Source organism: Kitasatospora sp. HPM-01-4, from assembly GCF_051374625.1.
Taxonomy (GTDB): Bacteria; Actinomycetota; Actinomycetes; order Streptomycetales; family Streptomycetaceae; genus Kitasatospora.
Genome location: NZ_JBPQGP010000005.1, coordinates 6525486 through 6545438 on the forward strand (window position 1 = coordinate 6525486; position 19953 = coordinate 6545438).

Annotated in this window: 24 protein-coding genes and 1 pseudogene; 16 read left to right on the top strand and 9 right to left on the bottom strand. The window is 70.6% G+C overall.

Annotated features, from left to right (window positions below):
• Positions 1-123: 123 nt before the first annotated feature.
• From ACSMTC_RS28485 to ACSMTC_RS28500, 4 genes are all read right to left on the bottom strand, one after another.
• Positions 124-666, bottom strand: a complete 543-nt coding sequence (locus ACSMTC_RS28485) for a MarR family winged helix-turn-helix transcriptional regulator (RefSeq protein ID WP_436562570.1) — start codon at positions 664-666, stop codon at positions 124-126.
• A gap of 286 nt (positions 667-952) precedes the next feature.
• Positions 953-1573: a DUF305 domain-containing protein gene (locus ACSMTC_RS28490; RefSeq protein WP_436564839.1), complete on the bottom strand. Its 621-nt coding sequence runs from the start codon at positions 1571-1573 to the stop codon at positions 953-955.
• Positions 1574-1698: 125 nt separating this feature from the next.
• Positions 1699-2379: a DUF3105 domain-containing protein gene (locus tag ACSMTC_RS28495; protein ID WP_436562571.1), complete on the bottom strand. Its 681-nt coding sequence runs from the start codon at positions 2377-2379 to the stop codon at positions 1699-1701.
• A 111-nt stretch (positions 2380-2490) separates the two neighbouring features.
• Complete coding sequence (locus ACSMTC_RS28500) at positions 2491-3027, bottom strand: hypothetical protein (RefSeq protein WP_436562572.1); 537 nt, start codon at positions 3025-3027, stop codon at positions 2491-2493.
• A gap of 934 nt (positions 3028-3961) precedes the next feature.
• Between ACSMTC_RS28500 and ACSMTC_RS28505 the strand changes: the two genes are divergently transcribed.
• Positions 3962-5146 carry a PP2C family serine/threonine-protein phosphatase gene (locus ACSMTC_RS28505; RefSeq protein WP_436562573.1) on the top strand — a complete coding sequence of 395 codons (1185 nt, stop codon included), beginning with the start codon at positions 3962-3964 and terminating at the stop codon, positions 5144-5146.
• Positions 5147-5167: 21 nt separating this feature from the next.
• On the opposite strand, the gene ACSMTC_RS28510 is transcribed toward ACSMTC_RS28505, so the two are convergent.
• Complete coding sequence (locus tag ACSMTC_RS28510) at positions 5168-5803, bottom strand: TetR/AcrR family transcriptional regulator (RefSeq protein ID WP_436562574.1); 636 nt, start codon at positions 5801-5803, stop codon at positions 5168-5170.
• A 156-nt stretch (positions 5804-5959) separates the two neighbouring features.
• Here ACSMTC_RS28510 and cutA point away from each other — a divergent pair, with 156 nt between their 5' ends.
• From cutA to ACSMTC_RS28575, 13 genes and pseudogenes are all read left to right on the top strand, one after another.
• Positions 5960-6283 (top strand): divalent-cation tolerance protein CutA, encoded by a 324-nt coding sequence (cutA, locus tag ACSMTC_RS28515; protein ID WP_436562575.1) that lies wholly within the window; start codon positions 5960-5962, stop codon positions 6281-6283.
• 191 nt (positions 6284-6474) lie between these two features.
• Complete coding sequence (locus tag ACSMTC_RS28520; protein ID WP_436562576.1) at positions 6475-6669, top strand: hypothetical protein; 195 nt, start codon at positions 6475-6477, stop codon at positions 6667-6669.
• A 294-nt stretch (positions 6670-6963) separates the two neighbouring features.
• Positions 6964-7119 (top strand): hypothetical protein, encoded by a 156-nt coding sequence (locus tag ACSMTC_RS28525; RefSeq protein ID WP_436562577.1) that lies wholly within the window; start codon positions 6964-6966, stop codon positions 7117-7119.
• Between the two features lie 171 nt (positions 7120-7290).
• The gene (locus ACSMTC_RS28530) at positions 7291-7506 is read left to right on the top strand and encodes a hypothetical protein (protein WP_436562578.1); all 216 of its coding nucleotides are present in this window, start codon (positions 7291-7293) and stop codon (positions 7504-7506) included.
• Positions 7496-8008: a DUF6879 family protein gene (locus tag ACSMTC_RS28535; RefSeq protein ID WP_436562579.1), complete on the top strand. Its 513-nt coding sequence runs from the start codon at positions 7496-7498 to the stop codon at positions 8006-8008. The genes ACSMTC_RS28530 and ACSMTC_RS28535 overlap by 11 nt, the downstream gene beginning before the upstream one ends.
• Before the next feature lie 20 nt (positions 8009-8028).
• The gene (locus ACSMTC_RS28540; protein ID WP_436562580.1) at positions 8029-8883 is read left to right on the top strand and encodes a helix-turn-helix domain-containing protein; all 855 of its coding nucleotides are present in this window, start codon (positions 8029-8031) and stop codon (positions 8881-8883) included.
• 352 nt (positions 8884-9235) lie between these two features.
• A complete protein-coding gene (locus ACSMTC_RS28545) occupies positions 9236-9478 on the top strand; it encodes a hypothetical protein (RefSeq protein ID WP_436562581.1) in 243 nt (80 codons plus the stop codon).
• A 104-nt stretch (positions 9479-9582) separates the two neighbouring features.
• Positions 9583-10434 carry an IS5 family transposase gene (locus ACSMTC_RS28550; protein WP_436562114.1) on the top strand — a complete coding sequence of 284 codons (852 nt, stop codon included), beginning with the start codon at positions 9583-9585 and terminating at the stop codon, positions 10432-10434.
• 28 nt (positions 10435-10462) lie between these two features.
• Positions 10463-10708 (top strand): annotated as a pseudogene (locus tag ACSMTC_RS28555) (DUF7848 domain-containing protein); the annotation flags it as partial.
• Between the two features lie 190 nt (positions 10709-10898).
• Positions 10899-11135, top strand: coding sequence for a DUF397 domain-containing protein (locus ACSMTC_RS28560; protein ID WP_436562582.1), 237 nt, complete (start codon positions 10899-10901; stop codon positions 11133-11135).
• 92 nt (positions 11136-11227) lie between these two features.
• Positions 11228-11704 carry a hypothetical protein gene (locus tag ACSMTC_RS28565; RefSeq protein WP_436562583.1) on the top strand — a complete coding sequence of 159 codons (477 nt, stop codon included), beginning with the start codon at positions 11228-11230 and terminating at the stop codon, positions 11702-11704.
• Positions 11705-11717: 13 nt separating this feature from the next.
• On the top strand, positions 11718-12593 hold the full coding sequence (locus ACSMTC_RS28570; protein ID WP_436562584.1) for a JmjC domain-containing protein: 876 nt from the start codon (positions 11718-11720) through the stop codon (positions 12591-12593).
• Positions 12594-12781: 188 nt separating this feature from the next.
• Positions 12782-13057, top strand: a complete 276-nt coding sequence (locus tag ACSMTC_RS28575) for a hypothetical protein (protein WP_436562585.1) — start codon at positions 12782-12784, stop codon at positions 13055-13057.
• A gap of 409 nt (positions 13058-13466) precedes the next feature.
• Here ACSMTC_RS28575 and ACSMTC_RS28580 read toward each other — a convergent pair whose 3' ends face one another.
• The 4 genes from ACSMTC_RS28580 to ACSMTC_RS28595 form a co-directional block, all read right to left on the bottom strand.
• On the bottom strand, positions 13467-13778 hold the full coding sequence (locus ACSMTC_RS28580) for a hypothetical protein (protein ID WP_436562586.1): 312 nt from the start codon (positions 13776-13778) through the stop codon (positions 13467-13469).
• Between the two features lie 241 nt (positions 13779-14019).
• Entirely contained in the window at positions 14020-15057 is a 1038-nt protein-coding gene (locus ACSMTC_RS28585) for an agmatine deiminase family protein (RefSeq protein ID WP_436562587.1), read from the bottom strand.
• 111 nt (positions 15058-15168) lie between these two features.
• A complete protein-coding gene (locus ACSMTC_RS28590) occupies positions 15169-16893 on the bottom strand; it encodes an urease subunit alpha (protein ID WP_436562588.1) in 1725 nt (574 codons plus the stop codon).
• Positions 16894-16984: 91 nt separating this feature from the next.
• Positions 16985-17695: an urease subunit gamma gene (locus ACSMTC_RS28595; RefSeq protein WP_436562589.1), complete on the bottom strand. Its 711-nt coding sequence runs from the start codon at positions 17693-17695 to the stop codon at positions 16985-16987.
• Positions 17696-18010: 315 nt separating this feature from the next.
• On the opposite strand from ACSMTC_RS28595, the gene ACSMTC_RS28600 reads away from it, so the two are divergent.
• Together ACSMTC_RS28600 and ACSMTC_RS28605 are read left to right on the top strand one after the other, a co-directional pair.
• Complete coding sequence (locus ACSMTC_RS28600) at positions 18011-18988, top strand: quinone oxidoreductase family protein (protein WP_436562590.1); 978 nt, start codon at positions 18011-18013, stop codon at positions 18986-18988.
• 121 nt (positions 18989-19109) lie between these two features.
• Positions 19110-19568, top strand: coding sequence for a MarR family winged helix-turn-helix transcriptional regulator (locus ACSMTC_RS28605; RefSeq protein ID WP_436562591.1), 459 nt, complete (start codon positions 19110-19112; stop codon positions 19566-19568).
• The last annotated feature ends 385 nt before the right edge of the window (positions 19569-19953 follow it).

Here is a 19953-nt window from a genome sequence, read left to right on the forward strand (position 1 = left end):
TCGCGCGGCCCCCGCGCGCTCTCGCGGCTCGCGCACACCCCTCAGCGCCCGGGAAACGCCCACGCGCCCCGGAGAGAGCCGCACGCGGCTCTTCGTAGCCGGGGATCGGCGGCCGGTGGAGGGTCAGAGGCCGGTGCGGTCCTCGGGCACGCCGGGGCCGGTCAGGGCCTTGGCGAGCTGTTCGAGGCCGGGGATGGCTCCCATGACGGCCTCTCGATCCGCCTGCGTAAGGCTCTCCAGGGCGTCGGCCATCCGGCGTTCGTGTGCGCGCTGCCAGTCCCTGAGCTGCTGGTGTCCCGCCTCGGTCAGGGCGATCCGGGCGGTGCGGCGGTCGCCGGGGTCGGCCTGGCGGTCCACGAAACCGGCCTCCAGCAGCTTGCCGACCAGCCCGCTGACGGTGTTCGGGGCCAGCCGCTGGCGTGCGGCCAGCTCGCCGACCCGCAGCGGTGCGGCGGCCAGTGTCTGGAGCAGCTCGACCTGCGCCATCGGAAGCGATTCCCACGGGTACTCGGTGCGGATGCTGCTGCGCAGCGCCCGGCGCAGTCTGGTGATCACATCGGTGAGTCGCTGGGCACGCTCGATCGCCGCGGCCTTCTCCAGCGCGGACTCACCACCGGCGACGGCGGCGTCGGAGGAGGTAGGAGAGGGGTTGGACAGCGATGGCATGGCGGACAGCGTAGCGCCTCTTATGCGCGCGACCCGGCCTGTGAACTGCTCCGCAAGCGTCCCTCCCACCTGGTGGAGGGCGTGCCGGCGGCTTCACCGGCCGCCACGCCCGTAGTGGCGCCGCGCGGCGGGGAGCCCGTGTGCGAGGTCGTACAGGTGGCGGCGCAGGTGCCGCGGACGGCGGGGCGCCGCCGAGCCGGAGGGTGTACCGCCGTAGCCGGAAGGGGTGCGGCGGACCGGTAGTCCACCGCACCCCTTCCGGGTGGTGCGACCGAGCTGACGGAGGTCAGGAGAGCGGCTTGGCGCCGCGCTCGGCGAGCATGCCGGTGATCAGGTCGATCTCGGAGCGCTGCCCGTTGACCATGCTCTGGGCGAGCCGCTTCTCCACCGGGTCGGTGCTGACGTCCACATAGCCCTGGGCCATCTCCACCCCGCCCTTGTGGTGCTGGATCATCAGCTGGAGGTAGTAGATCTCGGCGTCCCGACCGCTGAGTCCGCGCAGCTTGTCCAGGTCGGCGTTGGTGGCCATGCCCGGCATCAGCGAACCGTCGTGCGCCGCGTAGGGGTGGTCCATCTTCATCCACGCCATCGGCGGTGCGGTCGAACTCTGGGTCAGCCCCCACTGGTCGAGCCAACCCATCAGCATCCCGCGCTGGTTGGCCTGGGTGTTGATGATGTCGAAGGCCAGGTTGCGGACGGCGGCGTCCTGGGTGCGGTCCCGGACGATGAACGACATGTCGATCGCCTGCTGGTGGTGCGTCGCCATGTCCCGGGCGAACCCGGCCTCGGGCGAGTCGGTCGCGGGCGCGGCCGCCACCGTCCCGGAGGCGGAGGAACCCCCGGCCATCAGCGCCGGGATCCCCAGCCCGAGCGCCAGGGCGGCGGCCAGCGCGGCCGGCCACCACATCCGCCGCCCGCGCGGCTTGGCGGGCACCTCGATGCTCTCGATCGTCTCCACGGCTTCCACGGTCTCCACGCCTTCCTCGGGGTGGGGAGTGTCCACGGTCATGCCCTCGGCCGGGCCGGCGCCGGTCACTGGACGGTGCTGCACGACGCGCCCGGCTCCTGGGTCTGCGGGCCCTGCACGTACTTGGTGAAGAACTCGTCCACGCGCGGGTCCTTGGCGCTGTCCAGGATCAGCTGGGTGCCCCAGGCGGTGAGCGTGATGGTGCCCTTCTCCTCCGGGTACGGGCTCATCAGCGAGTACGGGGTCGCCTTCACCTTGGCCGACAGCGTCTTGAGGTCGTCGGCGGAGGCCTTGGCGTTGTAGGTGACCCAGACCGCGCCGTGCTCCAGCGAGTGCACGGCGTTCTCGTTGGCGACCGGCTTGTCGTAGACGGTGCCCATGCAGTTGGCCCACACCGGGTTGTGGTCACCGCCGACCGGCGGGGTCTGCGGGTAGTTGACCTTGGTGGTCACATGGTTGCGGGAGAGGTTGTCGTAGGTCTTCACGCCCTCGATCGGGGACTTGGCGGCAGCGCTCTTGCTGTCCTGCTTCGACTTGGCGTCCAGCGCGACCCACGCGCCGACACCGATCATCGAGGCGACCAGCACGCTCGCCGCGCCGATCGCGACGAACTTGCTGCGGCGGTCGCGGCGCTGCTCCTGGGCCCGGAGCTCGGCGATCCTCGCCCGCCGGTCGCCCCCTTCGGCCTTGCCGGCCGCTGTCTGCTGATTGCCCGGCTTGTCCGACTGCTTCGATGCGGAACCCATGGGAAGTGTCCTTGTCCCCGCCGCGCGTCAGGGCACGGCGGAATTCGGTGTGGAGGGATGGCGGAGCCGCCGGCCGGTCGCGTGGGAGCGCCGGACGACGGTGGGTTCCGCTTAGGACCGGTGGACCTGGAGCACATGCAGGTCGGGCGCGTGGTCGGGCCCGAGCAGTGTGGTGAGCGCGGCCGGCCGGGGCAGCGCCCCGGACGGGAGGAGCTGGGTCGGCACGGCGGCCGCCGGCTGCGGCGGCGCGTTCGGCAGCTGGGACTGCTGGCCGCAGAACGGGTGGCTGGAGCAGCCGCTGCCGGGCATCTGCCGATCACCGTCGACCGAGCACCAGGTCAGCGGCAGACGGCCGTCGTCCACCGGCAGGCCGTGCAGGGCATGGGTGGTGACGCCGTGTGCCCGGGGGCCGGGTGTACGGGAGCCCGGTGCGGTGCGGTGCGCGCCGGTGGTCGGCGAAGCGGGCAGCGCCACGGTCACGGTGGTGGCCGGAGGGTGCCCGGGGCCGGCCGTCGAGGCCTGGGCGCGGCCCGCACAGGGAAGCAGCGCCAGCAGACCGACCAGCAGCAGGACCAAGAACGCGCCTGCCGGGCGGCCCGTGCTGCTGGCCCTCCCCGGCTGTGGTGCGGTGGCTCCCGGCGCGGTCATGCGCACATATTAATCAGCTGAACGAGCGAAGCGATGCCCTTTGCGGTCCCTCATTTTGGGCTGAACGGCCCGCAGCCGGTGCCGAATCCTCCCTGGTGGGGGAAGTTCCGGCCAGGCCGGGACCGATCGGGCGCGGCGGTGGCCGGAATACTGCCCCCACCGGGTGACCGGTTGTCCACGATTCCCGGACAACATCGTTCTCCTTGGGGACAATGACGTCGAGTCCGGCACCCCAGCCCGCTCGGCAGACGGCAGTACACGGACGAGGAGCCGCCAGATGAGCAACCAGGGCGCACCCCCGCACCACCGACCGGACGACGGTTGGTGGCACACGGTGTACGAGGGCCCGGCGGGAACGCTGCCGGACACACCCGGCGCCACCGCGGACGAGGGCAGCGTCGACGACTGGTTCGACACGGCGGCGGGGATGATCGGGGCGCTGCGGGCGAGTGCTCCGCCGACGGGTGCTCCTCTTACGGGTACTCCGCTGACGGGTGTTCCGCTGGTGGGTACGCAGCGTGCGGGGGAGCCGCCCGTTGGGGGGCCCCGGGGTGGTGAGGCACGGGGCGGGGAACCGCACTCCGAGCCGTCCGCCTCGGCGGCGGACCGTACCGACCGGACGGCTGCGGCCGATTCCATGGAGCAGGCCGAGGAACCGGTCGTGAGCGATCGTCCGAACCCGGCCGGGGCCACCGATGACGAGGTCTCCGTCGATGAGGCCACCGTCGATGAGGTCACCGTCGACGACTGGTTCGACTCGGCAGCCGGTGTGATCGGGGCACAGCGCACCGCCCCGCAGCCGTCCGAGGGCTTGGAAGCCGAGTCCGCGTCTGAGACCGAGCCCGCGGCCGGGCCTGAGACTGAACCTGCGCCTGCGTCCTTCCCCTCCCCGGCGCCTGCGCCCGTCTCTGAGTCCGCGCCTGAGCCGCCATCCTTGGTCAAGTCCGCCGACGGTCGCGGGTTCCCGAAGGCACCCGAGCCGCGGACAGCAGAGCTGCCGGACCTGTCGGAAGACCTCGCGCCCGCGCCGCACACCCCCTCGGAACCGGTTTCCGCGCCCACCGTCGCGGCCGCCGAAGCCGCCGAGACCGGCACGGTCACTGAGGCCGATGCGACCACCGAGGCCACCGAGGTCGCGCCCCGCCCGCCGACGCCCCGCCCGCCGTACCGCAGCCAGCAGCCGCACCCCGTCCCGCACATCGGTGAGCGCCCGCCCACCTACGGGCCAGAGCCGACCACTCTGCCCGCCGCCTCCCCGGACGAACTCGCCCTCCTCGCCCCCGACACGGTCATCGAGGGTGCGCAGTACGGTCCGACGACGCTTCGGGCCGCCTCCGTGCGCGGGGACTCCGCCCGCTACCTGGGCGAGCCCAGGAGGGACTCGCTCCTGGTCACCCGGTTCGGCGAGGGTGAGGAGGGCCTGCTGCTGGCGGTGCTCGCCGCGCCCGGCCGCTCGCGGCCGCAGTCCGCCGCGAGCGCTGCCGAGGCGTGCCGCCAGCTTGCCGCCGCGATCGGCCGCAGCCGACCCGAACTCGCCGCCGACCTCCGCGCCGGCGCCCGCGACCGCCTCCGCTACGGCCTGCAACGCCTCACCGCCCGCGCGGCTGCTCCCCTCCGAGCTGAGGAAGCGTCGGCCTCGCCGACCGCGGAAGCCCGGTCCGAATCCGCCACCGAAGGTGCGGAGCGGGCCGCTGGGTCGGCCGACGCCGGTTCGTTGCACTGCCTGCTGTTCTCGCTGGACCCGGAGGCCACCCATCGGGCCGCGTTCGGTACCGGACCGGGCGGCCTCTACCTGCTGCGTTCCGGCCACTGGATCGACGCGTACGGTGCCAGGCTGCTGCACCACCCCGACGGCCGCGAGTCCGTACCGCAGCCCTCGGAGGCCCCGCCGCGCCCGTTCCGCTTCCGGCTCGTCCCGGCGACCCCGGGAGACATCCTGCTGCTCTGCTCACCGGGCCTGGCTGAGCCGATCGCCGAGGAACCGGCCGTCGCGCACTTCCTGTCGAGCCACTGGGCCCACCCGCACCCGCCGGGCACGGTCGACTTCCTCCGCCAGGTCCAGGTGCGAGCCAAGGGCTACGCCGACGACCGTACGGCGGCGGCCCTCTGGACCGAGTGACGGACCGACTCGCGCCGCAGGTCAGCGTTCCCTCCCCAGCAGGGCCGCCGCGACGGACGCGACCTGCGCGGCGGCCTCCTCCCGGTTCGCCCCGGGGAGCCCGATCGCGATCGGCACGGCGAAGCCGTCCAGCAGCGCGCGGATCTGGACGGCCCGGTCGTGCGCCCGGTCCGCCGTGAACTCGCCCGCCGCCACGCCTTCCTCGATCAGCGCGACCAGGTCGGCCTGCCAGGGCGCCTCGATCTCCAGTTGCCCCTGCCGGATCTCCGCGCTCGCCGGCGAGCGGCCCCACACCTCGAGCCAGAGGATCCAGCGCGGATCCCCGGGCCCCTCCGGCAGGTACAGCTCCGTGTACGCGGCGAGCCGCGCCCACACATCGCCGCCACCGCGACCGCCGTCACGACTGTCACCGCCGTCACGGCCGAGCGCGGCGTGGCGGCGTACGCCCAACTGCTCCTCGCTCCAGCGCAGGGTCTCCAGCAGCAACTGGTCCTTGCTGCCGAAGTAGTAGAGGAGATGCCCGGCGCTCATCTGGAGCTGTCTGCCGAGCCCGGCCATGGTGAGCTTGGCGAGGCCGTGCTCCGCGATCGCGGCCCGAGCGGCGGCGAACACCTCCTCGCGCGGCCGCGCGGCCCGGCGCGCCCGTGCCTCCGCCATCTGCTCTTCCTCCTCGCGACCTGCTCCGACGGTCTCCCACCATAAGGCCCCATCCGCCTCGAACTCCGGTGAGCCGGGCCCAGCCCGAGCAGCGGCGCCGTTCCCGGCCGGGCGGAGTCGGGTCCGCGGTCCACTGGCCCGTTCTACCCTCGGGCCATGACGAACCGTGACTTCATCGTGGTGACGACCACCCACGACGACGAGGCCAAGGCCCGCGAGCTGGCCGCCAAGGTGGTCGGCGAGCGCCTGGCGGCGTGCGCGCAGGTGTACGCGATCGGCTCCGTGTACTGGTGGGAGGGCGAGGTGCGGTCCGGCGACGAGTGGCGCATCGACTTCAAGACCCGCGCCGATCTCTCCGACCGGCTCGCCGCGTTCATCGGCGAGCACCACGGTTACGACACCCCGGAGATCATCGGCGTACCGGTGGTGACCGGCTCCACCGGATACCTGGACTGGATCAACACCGAGACCGCGAACTGACAACGGGCGACGGCGGCGCGGAGCTCCCCCGAAGGCTCCGCGCCGCCGGACTGTCCGGCCGCCTCATCGGTCGAGCGGCAACTGTGCTGAAACGCTTGAAAAGAGAGCCGCGAATGCGAACACTGGTTCACGCCGAAGCAAGATCATTGCCTGGCCCCGAACTCGCCTTCCGAGTAGTAAGAGGTACACCGATGTCTCGCACCCGTATCGCAGTCGTCCTGGCAGGTTTCGCGGCAACCGTCGCCGTGTTGACCGGCGCCACCACGGACACCGTGAAGCAGGCGACCGTGGCCGACACGAGCTGGGGTGACGTGGCTACGCCGGCCGGATCCGTGGCGGCGTCGGCCGGTCACGCGGTTGCCCTCGTCGACGACAACTCCTGGTGATCGGCGGCGACTTCGAAAGCCCGGTCGGCCGGTGAAGCAGGCCTGCCGGCCGGTCTCCTGAATCCCGGTTCGTATCACCCGCTCTCATCGGGCGATCCGAACCGGGATGCATGGCCTTGGTCGACGCCGAGTCAATCTGCGGGTCACCCGACGTGAAGTGGCGTCAGTCTCCGGGCTGCCGCCGCGTGATGCAGTGGACGTCGACACCGGGAGGGCTTCTGCCCCTCCGGCGTGCCGTTTCTTGACGGCTTCAAGATCGGTGGGCTTCGCCGAGACCTTGGCCAGCTCGGTCTCGTGCTTCAGCGCGGCGACCAGTCCGACGGGCGCCTGCGCGACCTGGACCAGCGCGTTGACCGGTTGGAGCGCAGCCGGTGGCCCCTGCCGGCGGTCGCCGCGCTGACCGGCCTCGGCGCCCTGGTCCTCTCCGCGATCGCCCTCATACGCCCGTGAGCAGAACGCCCCGCCCGGCTCCGGCCGGGTGGGGCGACTTTGTCGTTCAGTCCCATGGCCGATCATCGCCACGCTACGGTTCGTGCAAGTTCCTGCAAGGACCTGGCGCTTCGACACCCCGACAGGCAAGCCTGATCACAGACATCGTCCGCTCCGTAGCTGGAGGTCATCATGGCACTGCACATGCTTGGCAAGGATCCGAACAGCCCGGAGGGCAAGTCGCCGACCCTCTACTACGACGATGTCAAGGACACCTACGTCATGCAGGGGTGGAAGGTCACCGACCCCGAGCGCCTCGCCCAGATGGACATCCCCGACCACGAGACGGTCATCGAGTGGCCCAAGCGCATGATCCAGTTCCTCCCGGAGGTGAACGGTGACAGCTGAGCCGACATTCGAGGAGCTGTTCGGGCGCTGCCAGCGCTCGGCCGTACACCTGGAGATGCGCGACGGTTACATGCGCGACGACCCGAAATTCATCGCCTGGCAAAACGGTACGCTCGGTGACGAGACCGACATTGAGCGAAGCCCGTGGCTCACCCTGATGGCACGCACAATCCGCCGGGGAGTCGGGGTTCGGCGAGCGCGCATCGTCTCAGAGCCGATCAGTGACTACGTCCGGTTCGAGTACGAGGTCAGCGTCGGCAATATCGCAGCTGGCGAACAGATTCGTTGGCTGCCTCGGCGTAGTGCCACCGACTTCGCCTTGCCGGGAAACGACTTCTGGCTGTTTGACGGCGAGCTGATTCTGCTCAACCACTTCGATGGTGATGGCAACTTCACCGGCCACGAGCTCACCACTGAACCGGCCGTGATCAAGCTGTGCGCCTCTGCCTTCGAAGCCGTGTGGGAACGTGCTGTCCCGCACGAGGAGTACCAACCAGCCTGACCCGAGAACATACGGTCCCCATGTCTACCTCTTCCGCGTCCTCCAGCGTTCAGCAGGCCCGAGCGGCCTTGGGTCTGCGCCTGCGTGAGATCCGCAGGGACGCTGGCATGACGGCCAGGGCCCTCGCACACATGGCGGGCTGGCACGAGTCGAAATGCTCGCGAATCGAGCACGGGAAGACGGCTCCGTCGGACGCGGACATCCGGTCCTGGGCCCTGCACTGCGGGGCCCAGGACCAGGAGCAGGACCTCATCGCAACCGCTAGGGGCATCGAGGGAGCGTACATCGAGTGGCGTCGCCTGGAACGTCCTGGGCTGAAACGCGCCCAGGAAGCGGTACTACCACTGTTCGAGCGAACGCACCGGTTTCGAACCTACCAGTCATGGGTGATCCCTGGGTTACTGCAAACCGCGGGCTACACGAGGGCAGTCCTGGACACGATCGTTGCCTTGCGTAGCGTTCCGAACGACGTGGACGCGGCGGTCGCCGTGCGTATGGAACGGCAGCGAATCCTAACTTCCGGCAACCACCGGTTCGCAATGCTCATTGAAGAATGGGTGCTCCGAACCTTGATCGGTAGCTCCGACGTGATGGCTGGCCAACTGGGTCATCTGATTGCCGTGGCTTCTCTGCCGTCGGTGAGCCTCGGCATTGTCCCTCTCGGTGTGCCTCGCGGCGCGGGGTGGCCGGTGGAATCGTTCACCATGTACGACGATGCGCAGGTCAATGTAGAGCTCGTGTCCGCACACCTGACGGTGACCCAGCCCCAAGAGGTTCAAGAATACGCACGAGCGTTCGCTGAACTGGCCGATCTCGCGGTGTACGGGACGCAGGCGCGAACGCTGATCACATCGGCTATCGACGCTCTCGGGTGAACGCGTGCAAGTTTGCGCACACTCGTTGAGAGGGTCCTGCTGACACTCCTACCGTTCTGGTGATGGCAAAGCCTGCGTCTCCTTGCAGATATGGCAAGCCCGTTTCGGATCTTCCTGCCATCCACCAAGACCTGATCAGGAGTCCGGAGGGACGCATGCCCGTATCGACTGAACGGCAGCAGGCAGCGGTGGAGGCTGAGCCAGTGGGCGGCCGACAGGAAGTCCTGTCGTGCCGAACCTGTGGGGCCGAGAATGTGCCGCTGCACTTTGACTCCGTGGCGCCTCCCGAGCGGGTCAGCGACCTGGTGGTGCGTGACCGAGGCCGCTGCATCTCCTGCGTGGTGCAGGGTCGATGAGCGTCGCGAAGACCTACGAGGAGTACAAAGCCGAGCGGCGTCGGCGGGTCCGGCCGCCGGATGGGTGGCGTCCGCTGGACGACTACGACCCAGCCGAAGCCGACTGGATGCTCGCGCGCCGAGGCGTCCCGAGCGGCTTCCCGTTCTGCGAGTGCGGATCCCCCAACTGCCCCGACAAGGGCGCCTACCAGCTGAGCAACTTCAGCCGCCTGAAAGAGCAGCAGCTTCATGCCCCGTAAGACCGACCGGCAATAGGTGCTGGCGAGGTGGCCCGGACGGCAGAACGGGCACGGGTCCACGCGATCATGGAGTTCTCTACGCTCAGTGATCACGAAGGACAGCCGTGCCCGCGCTGCCATCTTGCCTGCTCGAACCCCTCTGGGACCAATTCGCCGCACTCCTGCCCACACGACCGGAGTTCGCTGTGGGCCACCCACTCGGCTGCCACCGCCGCAGAGTCCCCGACCGGACCGTGTTCGAACACGTGGTACTCGCACTGGTCCACGGCTCGGGCTACGAGCGCCTCTCCAGCCCCGGATGCTCGGACCGCACCATCCGTCGAAGACTCAAGGAATGGGCGGAACAAGGCATTTCCGAGGCCGTCCACGCTCTCGCGCTCCAGGCGTACGACCGCATGATCGGCCTGGAACTGTCCGAGATATCCGTCGACGGCTGCATCACCAAGGCCCCGTGCGGCGGCGAGCGTGCGGGCCGGTCCCCGGTCGACCGCGGAAAGCAGGGCCTGAAACGCTCGATCGCCACCGAGGCCCACGGCGTCCCGCTCGGCCTGGTCGCCGCGGGGGCCAACCGCCACGACTCGCCTCTTCTCGGACCAACCCTCGAGGCCGCCATCGGGCAGGTCGGGCCCCTTCCTCAGGACGTGAATGTCAACCTCGACCGGGGCTACGACAACAACAAGTCCCGAACTCTGCTTCGGGAGTTGGGCTTCACCGGTGAGATCGCCCGCAAGGGCGTACCCGCCCCGATCCAGGCCGGCAAGCGGTGGACCGTGGAACGAACGCACTCGTGGATGAACGGCTACGGCAAGCTGCGGCACTGTACCGAGAGGAACGGCGCGGTCGTCGAGTTCTATCTCCACCTGGCCGCTGCACTCGTCACACTCCGCATGCTGATCCGCCGCGCCACCACCCGCTACCGGTGGGGCGACCGTCCCACCACACGCCGCCTCAAGTGATCCATTTGCCGGTCGGTCTAAGTTCTTCCGCTTCCTCGACTGGACTCTGACGCCGGACCGTGAGCCGGACGCGCCCCCGATCCAGCACATGTACTGGTGTTGCGGGGAGGACGAGGATGGCAAGCCATGCGGCGCCGAAGGTCCGACCTGCACCGACTTCAAAACGGCGCAACGCTGGCCCTTCGAGCACATCAAGGAACAGCAAGGCCACCGGTCGTACGCCCACGTCGCGGTCACGCCCTGGCTGATGGTGCCGAAGGAAGAGCCGTCGTGACGATGCCCGCCGACGATCCGCAGGCTGAGTACCGCGAGGTCGCCAGCCTGGCCGCCGTCCTGCTCATGTCCGCGCGGCGGTGCTGATCGGCTACCCCAATGACTCCCGCGCCGGTGCGCCCGGGGCGGGTCGCACCATCCGACTGGTCAGCCGGCCGGGCGGAACACCACCAACTCTGTTGGAGGAAGTCATGTCCAACCTGTACGAGCTGGCGATCGACGGCGCGGTGTTCGCGCGTCAGTGTGGCGGCAACCTCGACAGCGAAAGCGAGACCTGCGTCGACCTGGCCGCCATCCCCGGTACGGCGGACGGCTACGTGCTCCGTGACACCAAGTCGGAGGGGGCCGGCCGCGAACTGCGGTTCGAGGCGGCCGAGCTGGACGCCTTCGCCCGCAGCTGGGTGACGTCCCGGGGTCTGGCCCTCTGACGCCCTAGGCTGACCCACCCCCGAAATAGCAGGAAGGCACCTGTCCCAAGGTGTAGTTGGGGCAGGTGCCTCCACTCTCTGGAGGATAACCCGTGGACTTCTCCGGCCACTGGCACGGGTACGGCCCCTGGACCGGGACCAGCCCCGCCTACCACACCGAGTACCTGCGCCGGCCCACCCCGCTCGACCCCGCATGGGTCAGGACGCTCAAGAACCCGGACCCCGAGTGCTTCGTCTCCTTCGAGCGGCGCACCATCCCGCCCATGCGCACCGGCCACTACCTCCTGCGCCGCCCCGCCGGTCTCGCCGACCGGACCTGGAAGGACGCGGACCCGGCGGTGGACTGGCTCACCGAGACCTACCGGAAACACCCGCCCGCACCGCGTCCGGACGGCCGTGCGGTCGACTGCGGCCTGGAAGCCAGGACCCACCACGCGCGGGTGGCGCTCTCGCACCGTACCGATGCCGTGTGGTGCTACTACATCACGGGCGACCGGCTGACCAGCTACGCGGTGGTCAACTGCCCCAACCTCCCCTTCCACCCCGACATCCCCTGCCCGCTCGGATGAAAGAGACCACCGCATGTCCCTCACCACGCTGCTGGGTCCGGGCGCCGAGGCGCTGCTGCGCGAATGTCCGACTGAGCCGCGGCTCTACCGCCGGACCGGCTCCGAGCTGGACGAGAAGATCACGCTCCAGCTCATGGACAGCCACATCGACCATGGCCTCGTGACCCCGGCGTTCACCGCCGCCGTGAAGGACGGCGGCGCCGTCCACCCCGGCCGGTTCTCCAGGGACGGCCAGATGACACCCGGCAAACTCCGTGCACTCTTCAACGACGGCCACACCGTCAACCTCCGCGAGATGCAGCGCACGGTGCCCTACCTCGCCGAGCTGTGCCGCACGATCCGGCACGAGACCGGCTATTCGCTGTACGTCTCCGCGATCATCACCCCGCCCGGCCGGCGGGGGCTCACCCACCACTGGGACCAGTTCACCGCCGTCGTCACCCAGATGCACGGGCACAAGCGGTGGCCCGTCTGGCGGCCGGAAGTCGACCTGCCGATCGACACCTACCTGGACTCACCGGTCATGTGGACCCAGGAGATGCAAGACCGATGGGACGCCACCGAGCCGTACGCGGTCTACGACCTCGGCCCCGGCGACACCCTGGTCCTCCCCCGAGGCTGGGTCCACAGCCCCCACTGCATCGGAGAGGAAACCAGCTTCCACCTGACCTTCGCACTGCGCGAACGCATCGCCCTCGACCTGGCCAGCGCGATCGTCACCACCGCACTCACCCAACGGGACTTCCGTATCGGCATCCCACCCGCCGCACTGGGCCCGGAAAGCCTCCCCCACACGCTCCACGAGGTGCGGAAGGCGTTGATCTCCTACTTGGATCAAGCCGACCTCTCCGGAACCGCCGAAACGGTCCGCGAGGCACTGATCGGCTGAGCTGCCGCCAGCTTGGCGCAACGCACGCACCCTCGCGCCCTGCCGACCGGTCGGCAGGGCGGGACCCCCATGCTCCCGCCGCAGCTCCGTAGGCATACCGGCACAGCGGGACCCAAGCCCCGGCCGGCCGCCCATCCCCCCTGATGGGCCGGTCGGGCCGCCAATCGTCAGACCTGAAAGTCGAAGCGGTGGAGTCGTTGAACGATGCCTTGGAACAGGTGCGCCAGGCGGCCGACCTGAAGCGGCAGCTGGAGGTGCGGCTGGACCTGATACTGAGGGCGGCGGTTCGCACCGCGCGGGCCCAGGGCGCGCTCTACACCGAGATCGGCGTCGTCGGCGGATTCTCCAGTCAGACGGCGGCGAACCTGGAGAAGCCGCCCTATCCCGACCGGCGGAATGTACACGAGGCGCCCGGAGATCACAGAGAGCTGGGGAGCCGTCGCGGTCCTCACCGGCGACGGTGATCTGCTGTGCCCCGAAAGCACATGCGGGTGGCCGCTCCCTCTCCCGCGTCCCGTGATCCACGTCCCGATCCACCAAGCCCAGAACGGGGAGTGCCGCTTCTCGGCCGCCTTGGTGACACCGATCGCCGCGCAGCTCGGGGTGCGCGGCTGATCGGGCGCGCCGATCACGGTCACGCGGCCGCCAACGATGACGGTACGAGGGAAGTCGCATGACGTCGGTACCGTCCGGATCCGAGCGGCTGCACCGGTTCATGGTGAATGCCCACCGCGCAGTGCCGGGATCGCGGCGGTCGCCGTGCTGAGCGGCTTCGGCGTACTGGTCCTGTCAACAGTCGCCCTCGTGTGTCCGTGGACACGACGCTCCCCGCTCTCCTTCGGGAGGCAGGGGGCGTCTTCGTCGTGACTGCCGTCAGTGGAGTCGGGTGCGCCCGCTGTTGGGCCGGATCCGACCTCGGCTGGTGCGCGGCGGCTGGGACGGGCGCCGGTCCGGGAGCGGGGCGGCGGCCTCGGTGCGGCGGGTGAGCGCGTCCTTCAACGCCCGTACTGCCGCGATCATGGCCAGCGCCGCGAGTGCGGGTGACTCCTCGACGCCCCGCGCGGCCATCTCAGCCTGGCACTCGGCGCACCAGACCACGCTCGCGGCCGTGCCGTTCCCGTACCGCAGGCCGACGGGTGGCAGATAGCGGATCGAGCACTCCTGACAGACGAAAATGAGCCTCATCCCGTCACCACCCCGGCCCCTCCGCAGGTGTGCTGCACCTTCTCGGTGCCCCTCTGGCCGGCGCACGCCGTGCATGGCCGCGATTCTGACATTCCGTCACCTCCGGTACAGAAGGTAGCGGTCCGCCTGCAAGATCGGGGGCGATCGGTCAAGGTGCGACGACCGGCCTTGACCGAACTCGGGGCGGCGCGGAGGCTCATGGGTGAATCGCTCCTGTGCGCCGCCCCGATCTGAGGAGACGTCAGGCCCTGGGCTGCTGCTGGGTGATGCAGTGGATGCCGCCCCCGTTGGCGAAGATCTCGCGGGCGTCGACCAGTTCGACCTTGCGGTCGGGGTAGGCCTCGCCGAGGATCGAGGCGGCGACCTGGTCGCGGGGGTCGTCGAAGGCGCAGAGGATGACGGCGCCGTTGGCGACGTAGTGGTTGACGTAGGAGTAGTCGACCGGCTCGCCGTCCTCGTCGGTCAGGACGGTGGGGGCGGGGAGTTCGATGACCTCCAGTCGGCGGCCGGCGGCGTCGGTGGAGGCGCGCAGGATGGCGGTGATCTCCTTGCAGACCTCGTGGTCGGGGTGGGCCGGGTCGGGCTGGACGTGGGCCACGACGGTGCCGGGGCGGACGAAGGAGGCGACGATGTCGATGTGGCCTCGGGTGCCGAACTCGTCGTAGTCGCGGGTGAGTCCGCGCGGGACCCAGATGGCCTTGGTGGTGCCGAGCTCGGCGTGCAGCTCGGCCTCGACGGCCTCCTTGGTCCAGCCGGAGTTGCGGCCCTCGCCGAGCTGGACGGTCTCGGTGACCAGGACGGTGCCCTCGCCGTCGACGTGGATGCCACCGCCCTCGTTGATCAGCTCGGAGGCGAAGCGCCGGACGCCGGCCAGCTCGGTGATCCTCTCGGCGATGTGCTGGTCGTTGTCCCAGCGGGCCCAGGACTGCGCGCCCCAGCCGTTGAACACCCAGCCGACGGCGGCGGTTTCGCCCTTGCCGTCGATCAGGAAGGTGGGGCCGATGTCGCGCATCCAGGCGTCGTCCAGGGGGCGCTCGACCAGCTCGACCCCGGTGGAGACGTAGCGGCGGGCCGCCTCGGCCTCGCCGATGTTGACGATCATCGTGACCGGTTCGTACCGGACGATGGTGTTGGCGACCCTGGCCCAGGCCTCGCGGGCGGCGTGCAGGTGCTCCGGGGTGTCGAAGGTCGGGTTGTCGGTCGGGAACGCCATCCAGGTGCGCTCGTGCGGGTGCCACTCGGCGGGCATCCGGAAGCCGAGGGGGGCGGGAGTCGTCATGGGGGAGGTCCTAGGTCCGGAGCGAGGTGGGGCGGGACACTGCGGGGGCGGGTGGGACGCCGCGAGGTCAGCGGGTGGGGCCACTGAGGGCAGGGAAGGGGCGTCGCGGGGTCAGAGGAAGTACAGGCGGCTCAGCGAGACGCTGTCGGCGGGGGCGGAGCGCAGCGGCGAGCCGTCCAGGGAGACCAGACCGGTGTCGGCCTCGACCTCGACATGGCCGATCCGGGCGTTGCGGACCATGTCGCGCGGGCCGATGCCCCGGGTGTTCCGGACGCCCACGCGCCGCCTGCGGGTGGGCAGTTGGTCGCCGGCGACGTCCAGGTAGGAGGCTTCGGCGGCGGCCTGGGCGACGAAGGCGACCGAGATGTCGGCGGCCGTCGCGCCGTGGGCGCCGAACTGCGGTCCCAGCACCAGGGGTTCGCAGCGGTCGGTGGAGGCGTTCGGGTCGCCGACCACCCCGTACGCGGGGAACCCGGCCTTGAGCACCAGCTGCGGCTTGGCGCCGAAGTGGTCGGGACGCCAGAGCACGACGTCGGCGAGCTTGCCGACCTCGATCGAGCCGACCTCGTGCGAAAGCCCGTGTGCGATGGCCGGGTTGATGGTGAGCTTGGCGATGTAGCGGAGCACCCGCTCGTTGTCGTCGCCGCCCGCGCCGGTGCCGTACGAGCCGGTGCCGTCCAGCGGACCGAGTTCGGCCTTCATCTTGCCGGCCATCGCGAAGGTGCGGCGCACCGTCTCGCCGGCCCGGCCCATGCCCTGGGCGTCGGAGGAGGTGATGCCGATGACCCCGAGGTCGTGCAGTACGTCCTCGGCGCCCATCGTGCCGGCCCGGATGCGGTCGCGGGCCATCTTGGCGTCGCCGGGCAGGTCGACCTTGAGGTCATGGGCGGAGACGATCATGCCGAAGTGCTCGCCCAGGGCGTCCCGGCCGAACGGCAGGGTCGGGTTGGTGGAGGAGCCGATGACGTTCTCCACGCCCGCCATCTTCAGGACGTTGGGGACGTGCCCGCCGCCGCAGCCCTCGATGTGGAAGGCGTGGATGGTGCGGCCCTCCAGCACGGCGAGGGTGTCCTCGACGGACAGGCACTCGTTCAACCCGTCGGTGTGCAGGGCGACCTGGACGTCGTACTCCTCGGCGACCCGCAGCGCGGTGTCCAGCGCGCGGGTGTGCGCCCCCATGTCCTCGTGCACCTTGAAACCGGAGGCACCGCCCTCGGCCAGCGCCTCGACGAGCGGGGCGGCGTCGGAGGACGAACCGCGCCCCAGGAAGCCGATGTTGACGGGCCAGGCGTCGAAGGCGTTGAAGGCGTGCCGCAGCGCCCAGGGGGAGTTGACCCCGACGCCCCAGACCGGCCCGAACTCCTGGCCGATGATCGTGGTCACGCCGGAGGCCAGCGAGGCCTCCATGATGCGCGGCGACAGCAGGTGGACGTGGGTGTCGATGGCGCCGGCGGTGGCGATCAGTCCCTCGCCGGAGACGATCGTGGTACCGGTGCCGACCACCACCTCGACGCCGTCCAGGGTGTCCGGGTTCCCGGCGCGGCCGATCGCGGCGATCCGGCCGTCCCGGATGCCGATCGAGGTCTTGCGGATGCCCTGGATCGCGTCGATCACCAGGACGTTGCTGATCACCACGTCGCAGGTGTCGCGGACGGCGGCGGCCTTGAGGTGCAGTCCGTCGCGCGCGGTCTTGCCGAAGCCGGCCAGGAACTCCTCGCCGGGCGCCTGCGAGTCGGACTCGACCCGGACGATCAGGCCGCTGTCGCCGAGGCGGATCCGGTCGCCCGTGCGGGGGCCGTGGACCGAGACGTAGTCATGGGGGGTGATCGCGGTCATGCTCCCGCCTCCGGGCAGTCGATCGGGGTCGGGGCCGAGGACGCGGGCGTCGTTCCCCGCGGGGCGGCAGCGTCGTCGGGGGTGGGGGCGGTCACGACTCGACCTCCGCATCGTCGAACGTGGTCAGGTAGCCGGTGGCACGGGCCTTGGCCAGGGCGGCCTCGCGGGCGCCGGGAGCGTCCAGCGGGCCGTCCACCAGGCCGGCGAAGCCGATCGCGACGCGCTCGCCGCCGATCGGTACCAGGCCGACCTCCACGGTGGCGCCCGGGTCGAAGCGGACCGAGGAGCCGGCCGGAACGGCGAGGTGGGTGCCGTAGGCGGCCTCGCGGTCGAAGGCCAGCCGGGGGTTGGCCTCGAAGAAGTGGAAGTGCGAGGTGACCGAGATCGGTACCGCCGAGGTGTTGTGGACCAGCAGTACGACCGCCTCCTCGATCGGGTCGTAGCCCTCGCCCGCGCCGACCAGGACGGTGCCGGGAGCCTCTTCGCCGAGCGAACCGGCGCCCTTGAAGGGGTCGTTGACCACCGCGAGCCGGGTGCCGTCCTCGAACACCGCCTCGACCTGGATGGTGGTGACCACGTCGGGTACGCCCGGCAGCACGTCGTCCGCGGTGAGCACGCTGCGCCCGGCCTCGATCGCCTCGGCGAGCCGGCGGCCGTCGCGGGCCGCCTCGCAGACGGTGTCGGCGATCAGGGCGGTGGCCTCGGGGACGTTGAGGCGGACGCCCCGGGCGCGCCGGGCGCGGGCCAGTTCGGCCGCTGTGAAGATCAGCAGCCGGTCCCGTTCGGTGGGGGTCAGTCGCACGGTTCCTCGCTCGCGGGGGTGCCGGTGGAGCCGGTGTCGGGGCGGTCGGTACCGGAGCCGGAGTGACCGCCGAGCTGGTTAGAACGTCGTTCAAACAGCTCTGCGGCCATTGAACCCGCGCCGGGTCGCCATGTCCAGCGTTGCCCGCGGCGAAGTCATCGGCGCGTCGGGTGTCGCAATCGAGTATTCGGCTACGGATTCGTATCAGGTACCTGATATAACCAAGGTGCCTTGCAAATAGCCAAGGCGCCTTGCAGCTCGGCCCGCGCAGGGTCGAGTGCTTCCGAGTACGTCCGAGTCGTGAGGAGCGCAGCCGTGCGCGCTGTCCGTTACACCCGCACCGGTGGTCCCGAGGTCCTGGAGATCGCCGAGGTGCCGGCCCCGCAGCCGGGAGAGGGCGAGGTCGTCATTGATGTCAGCCACGCCGGTGTCCACTTCGCCGACGTGATGTTCCGGCGCGGCCAGTTCCAGCTGCCGCTGCCCGCCGTCCCCGGACTGGAGGTGGCCGGCACGGTCGCCGGACTCGGCCCGGGCGTCACCGGTCTGCGGGTCGGCCAGCCGGTGGTCGCGGTGCCGACGGGCTTCGGCGGCAACGCCGAGCGCGTCGTCGCCGGTGCCGTCACCACGGTCCCGCTGGAGGGTGAACTCACCGGTCTCGACCCGGCGTTGGCCGCCGCCACGGCCTGCAACGCGGCCACCGCCGTCGGCACCCTGCGCGGCGCGGCCCGGATCGAGAAGGGCGACCGCGTCCTGGTCCTCGGTGCCTCCGGCGGCCTCGGTCTGCTGCTCGGCCGGCTCGCCCGCAGCTACGGCGCCGCCCTGGTGGTCGGCGCCGCCGGTACCCCGGAGCGCGCCGCCCGCGCCCTCGCGGCCGGCTACGACCGGGCGCTGACCTACGGCGAACTCGCCGACCAGCTGGACGAGTTGACCGAGGGCCGGGGCTTCGACGCGGTCATCGACTCGGTCGGCGGCGAGCCGCGCGAGCAGGTCAGGGGGCTGCTCGCGGTGCTCGGGCGCCATGTGGTGATCGGCAACGCCGCCGACCGGGACGTCACACTGGAGGCCAACCAGGTCTGGTACGACAGCTTCACGCTCGCCGGCTACAACCTCGGCGGCGTCCTGGCCCGCCGTCCCGACCTGCTGCGCGCCCACCTGGAGGAGGGGCTGCGCCTGGTCGCCGACGGCACCCTGCGGCCGGAGTTCCAGGAGATCGACTGGGACGGCGTCGCCGAGGCGCACCGCAGGCTGGAGGGGCGCACGGCGATCGGCAAGTACGTGCTGCGGGTGCGCTGAGCCTCCCCGGCCCGGTGGGCACGGCCCGTGGAGCCATACTGGTCGGGGCCCGAAAGGGCCACGACCAGTACCGGTACCAGCGCCGACAGAGCGAGCGCGAGCGAAGGAGAGGCTGCGGCCCATGACCACCGACCCCGCCGAGCTGCTCGCCGGACCGCAGGGCTCCCAGCTGCGCCTGGGGCTCGCGATCAAGCAGGCAGAGCAGGCCATGATGGCGGCCAAGTCCGACGCGCTGCGCGAACTCGACCTGACGGTCCCGCAGTACGCGGTGCTGCTCCAGCTGACCGAACGGACCGGGATGTCGGGCGCCCAGCTGGCACGCGGGGCGGCCGTCACCCCGCAGACCATGGCGGGCGTGCTGGCCAATCTGGAGGCCAAGGGGCTGATCGAGCGCGAACCCTCCGAGCTGCACGGAAAGGTGCTGGTGACCAGGCTCAGCGAGGCCGGCCGGACGGTGGTGGCGGAGGCCGACGCGCGCGCGGTCGGAATCGAGTCGGCGCTGTGGACGGCCTTCGACGAGTCCGAGCGGGACCTGTTCCGCGGCTTCCTCCAGCGGGTGACCTCCGTGCTGCAGAAGTGAACGGGGCGGCCCCGGCGCGCAGACGTTCGCCGAACATCGGGGCGGTACGGCCCGCGCCCGCCGGACGGTGACGCATTCTGGCTGCGGGGCTCGCCGGAAGCTCGCGAAAATGGCCTGCCGTCGAACTGAAATGCGGTTGGAAACCGTGTGCGGCGCTCGCAAACCTCTCACAGGCCCTGAAAAGGATCACTCGGGAGCCTCCGAGCTCCGCTTTCACACCAGGTGACCGCCTACGCACTGTTGCGAACCGCCGTGACTGGGCATGAGGATGGTCGGCAGAACGTTGGACGGACCGACCGATGGGGGACGCGGTGGCCGGCCGTCCGGACAAGGGTGGGGGCGTACGGTGATGGATGGTCAGGCGAGGTTTCCGCGCCAGCGGACG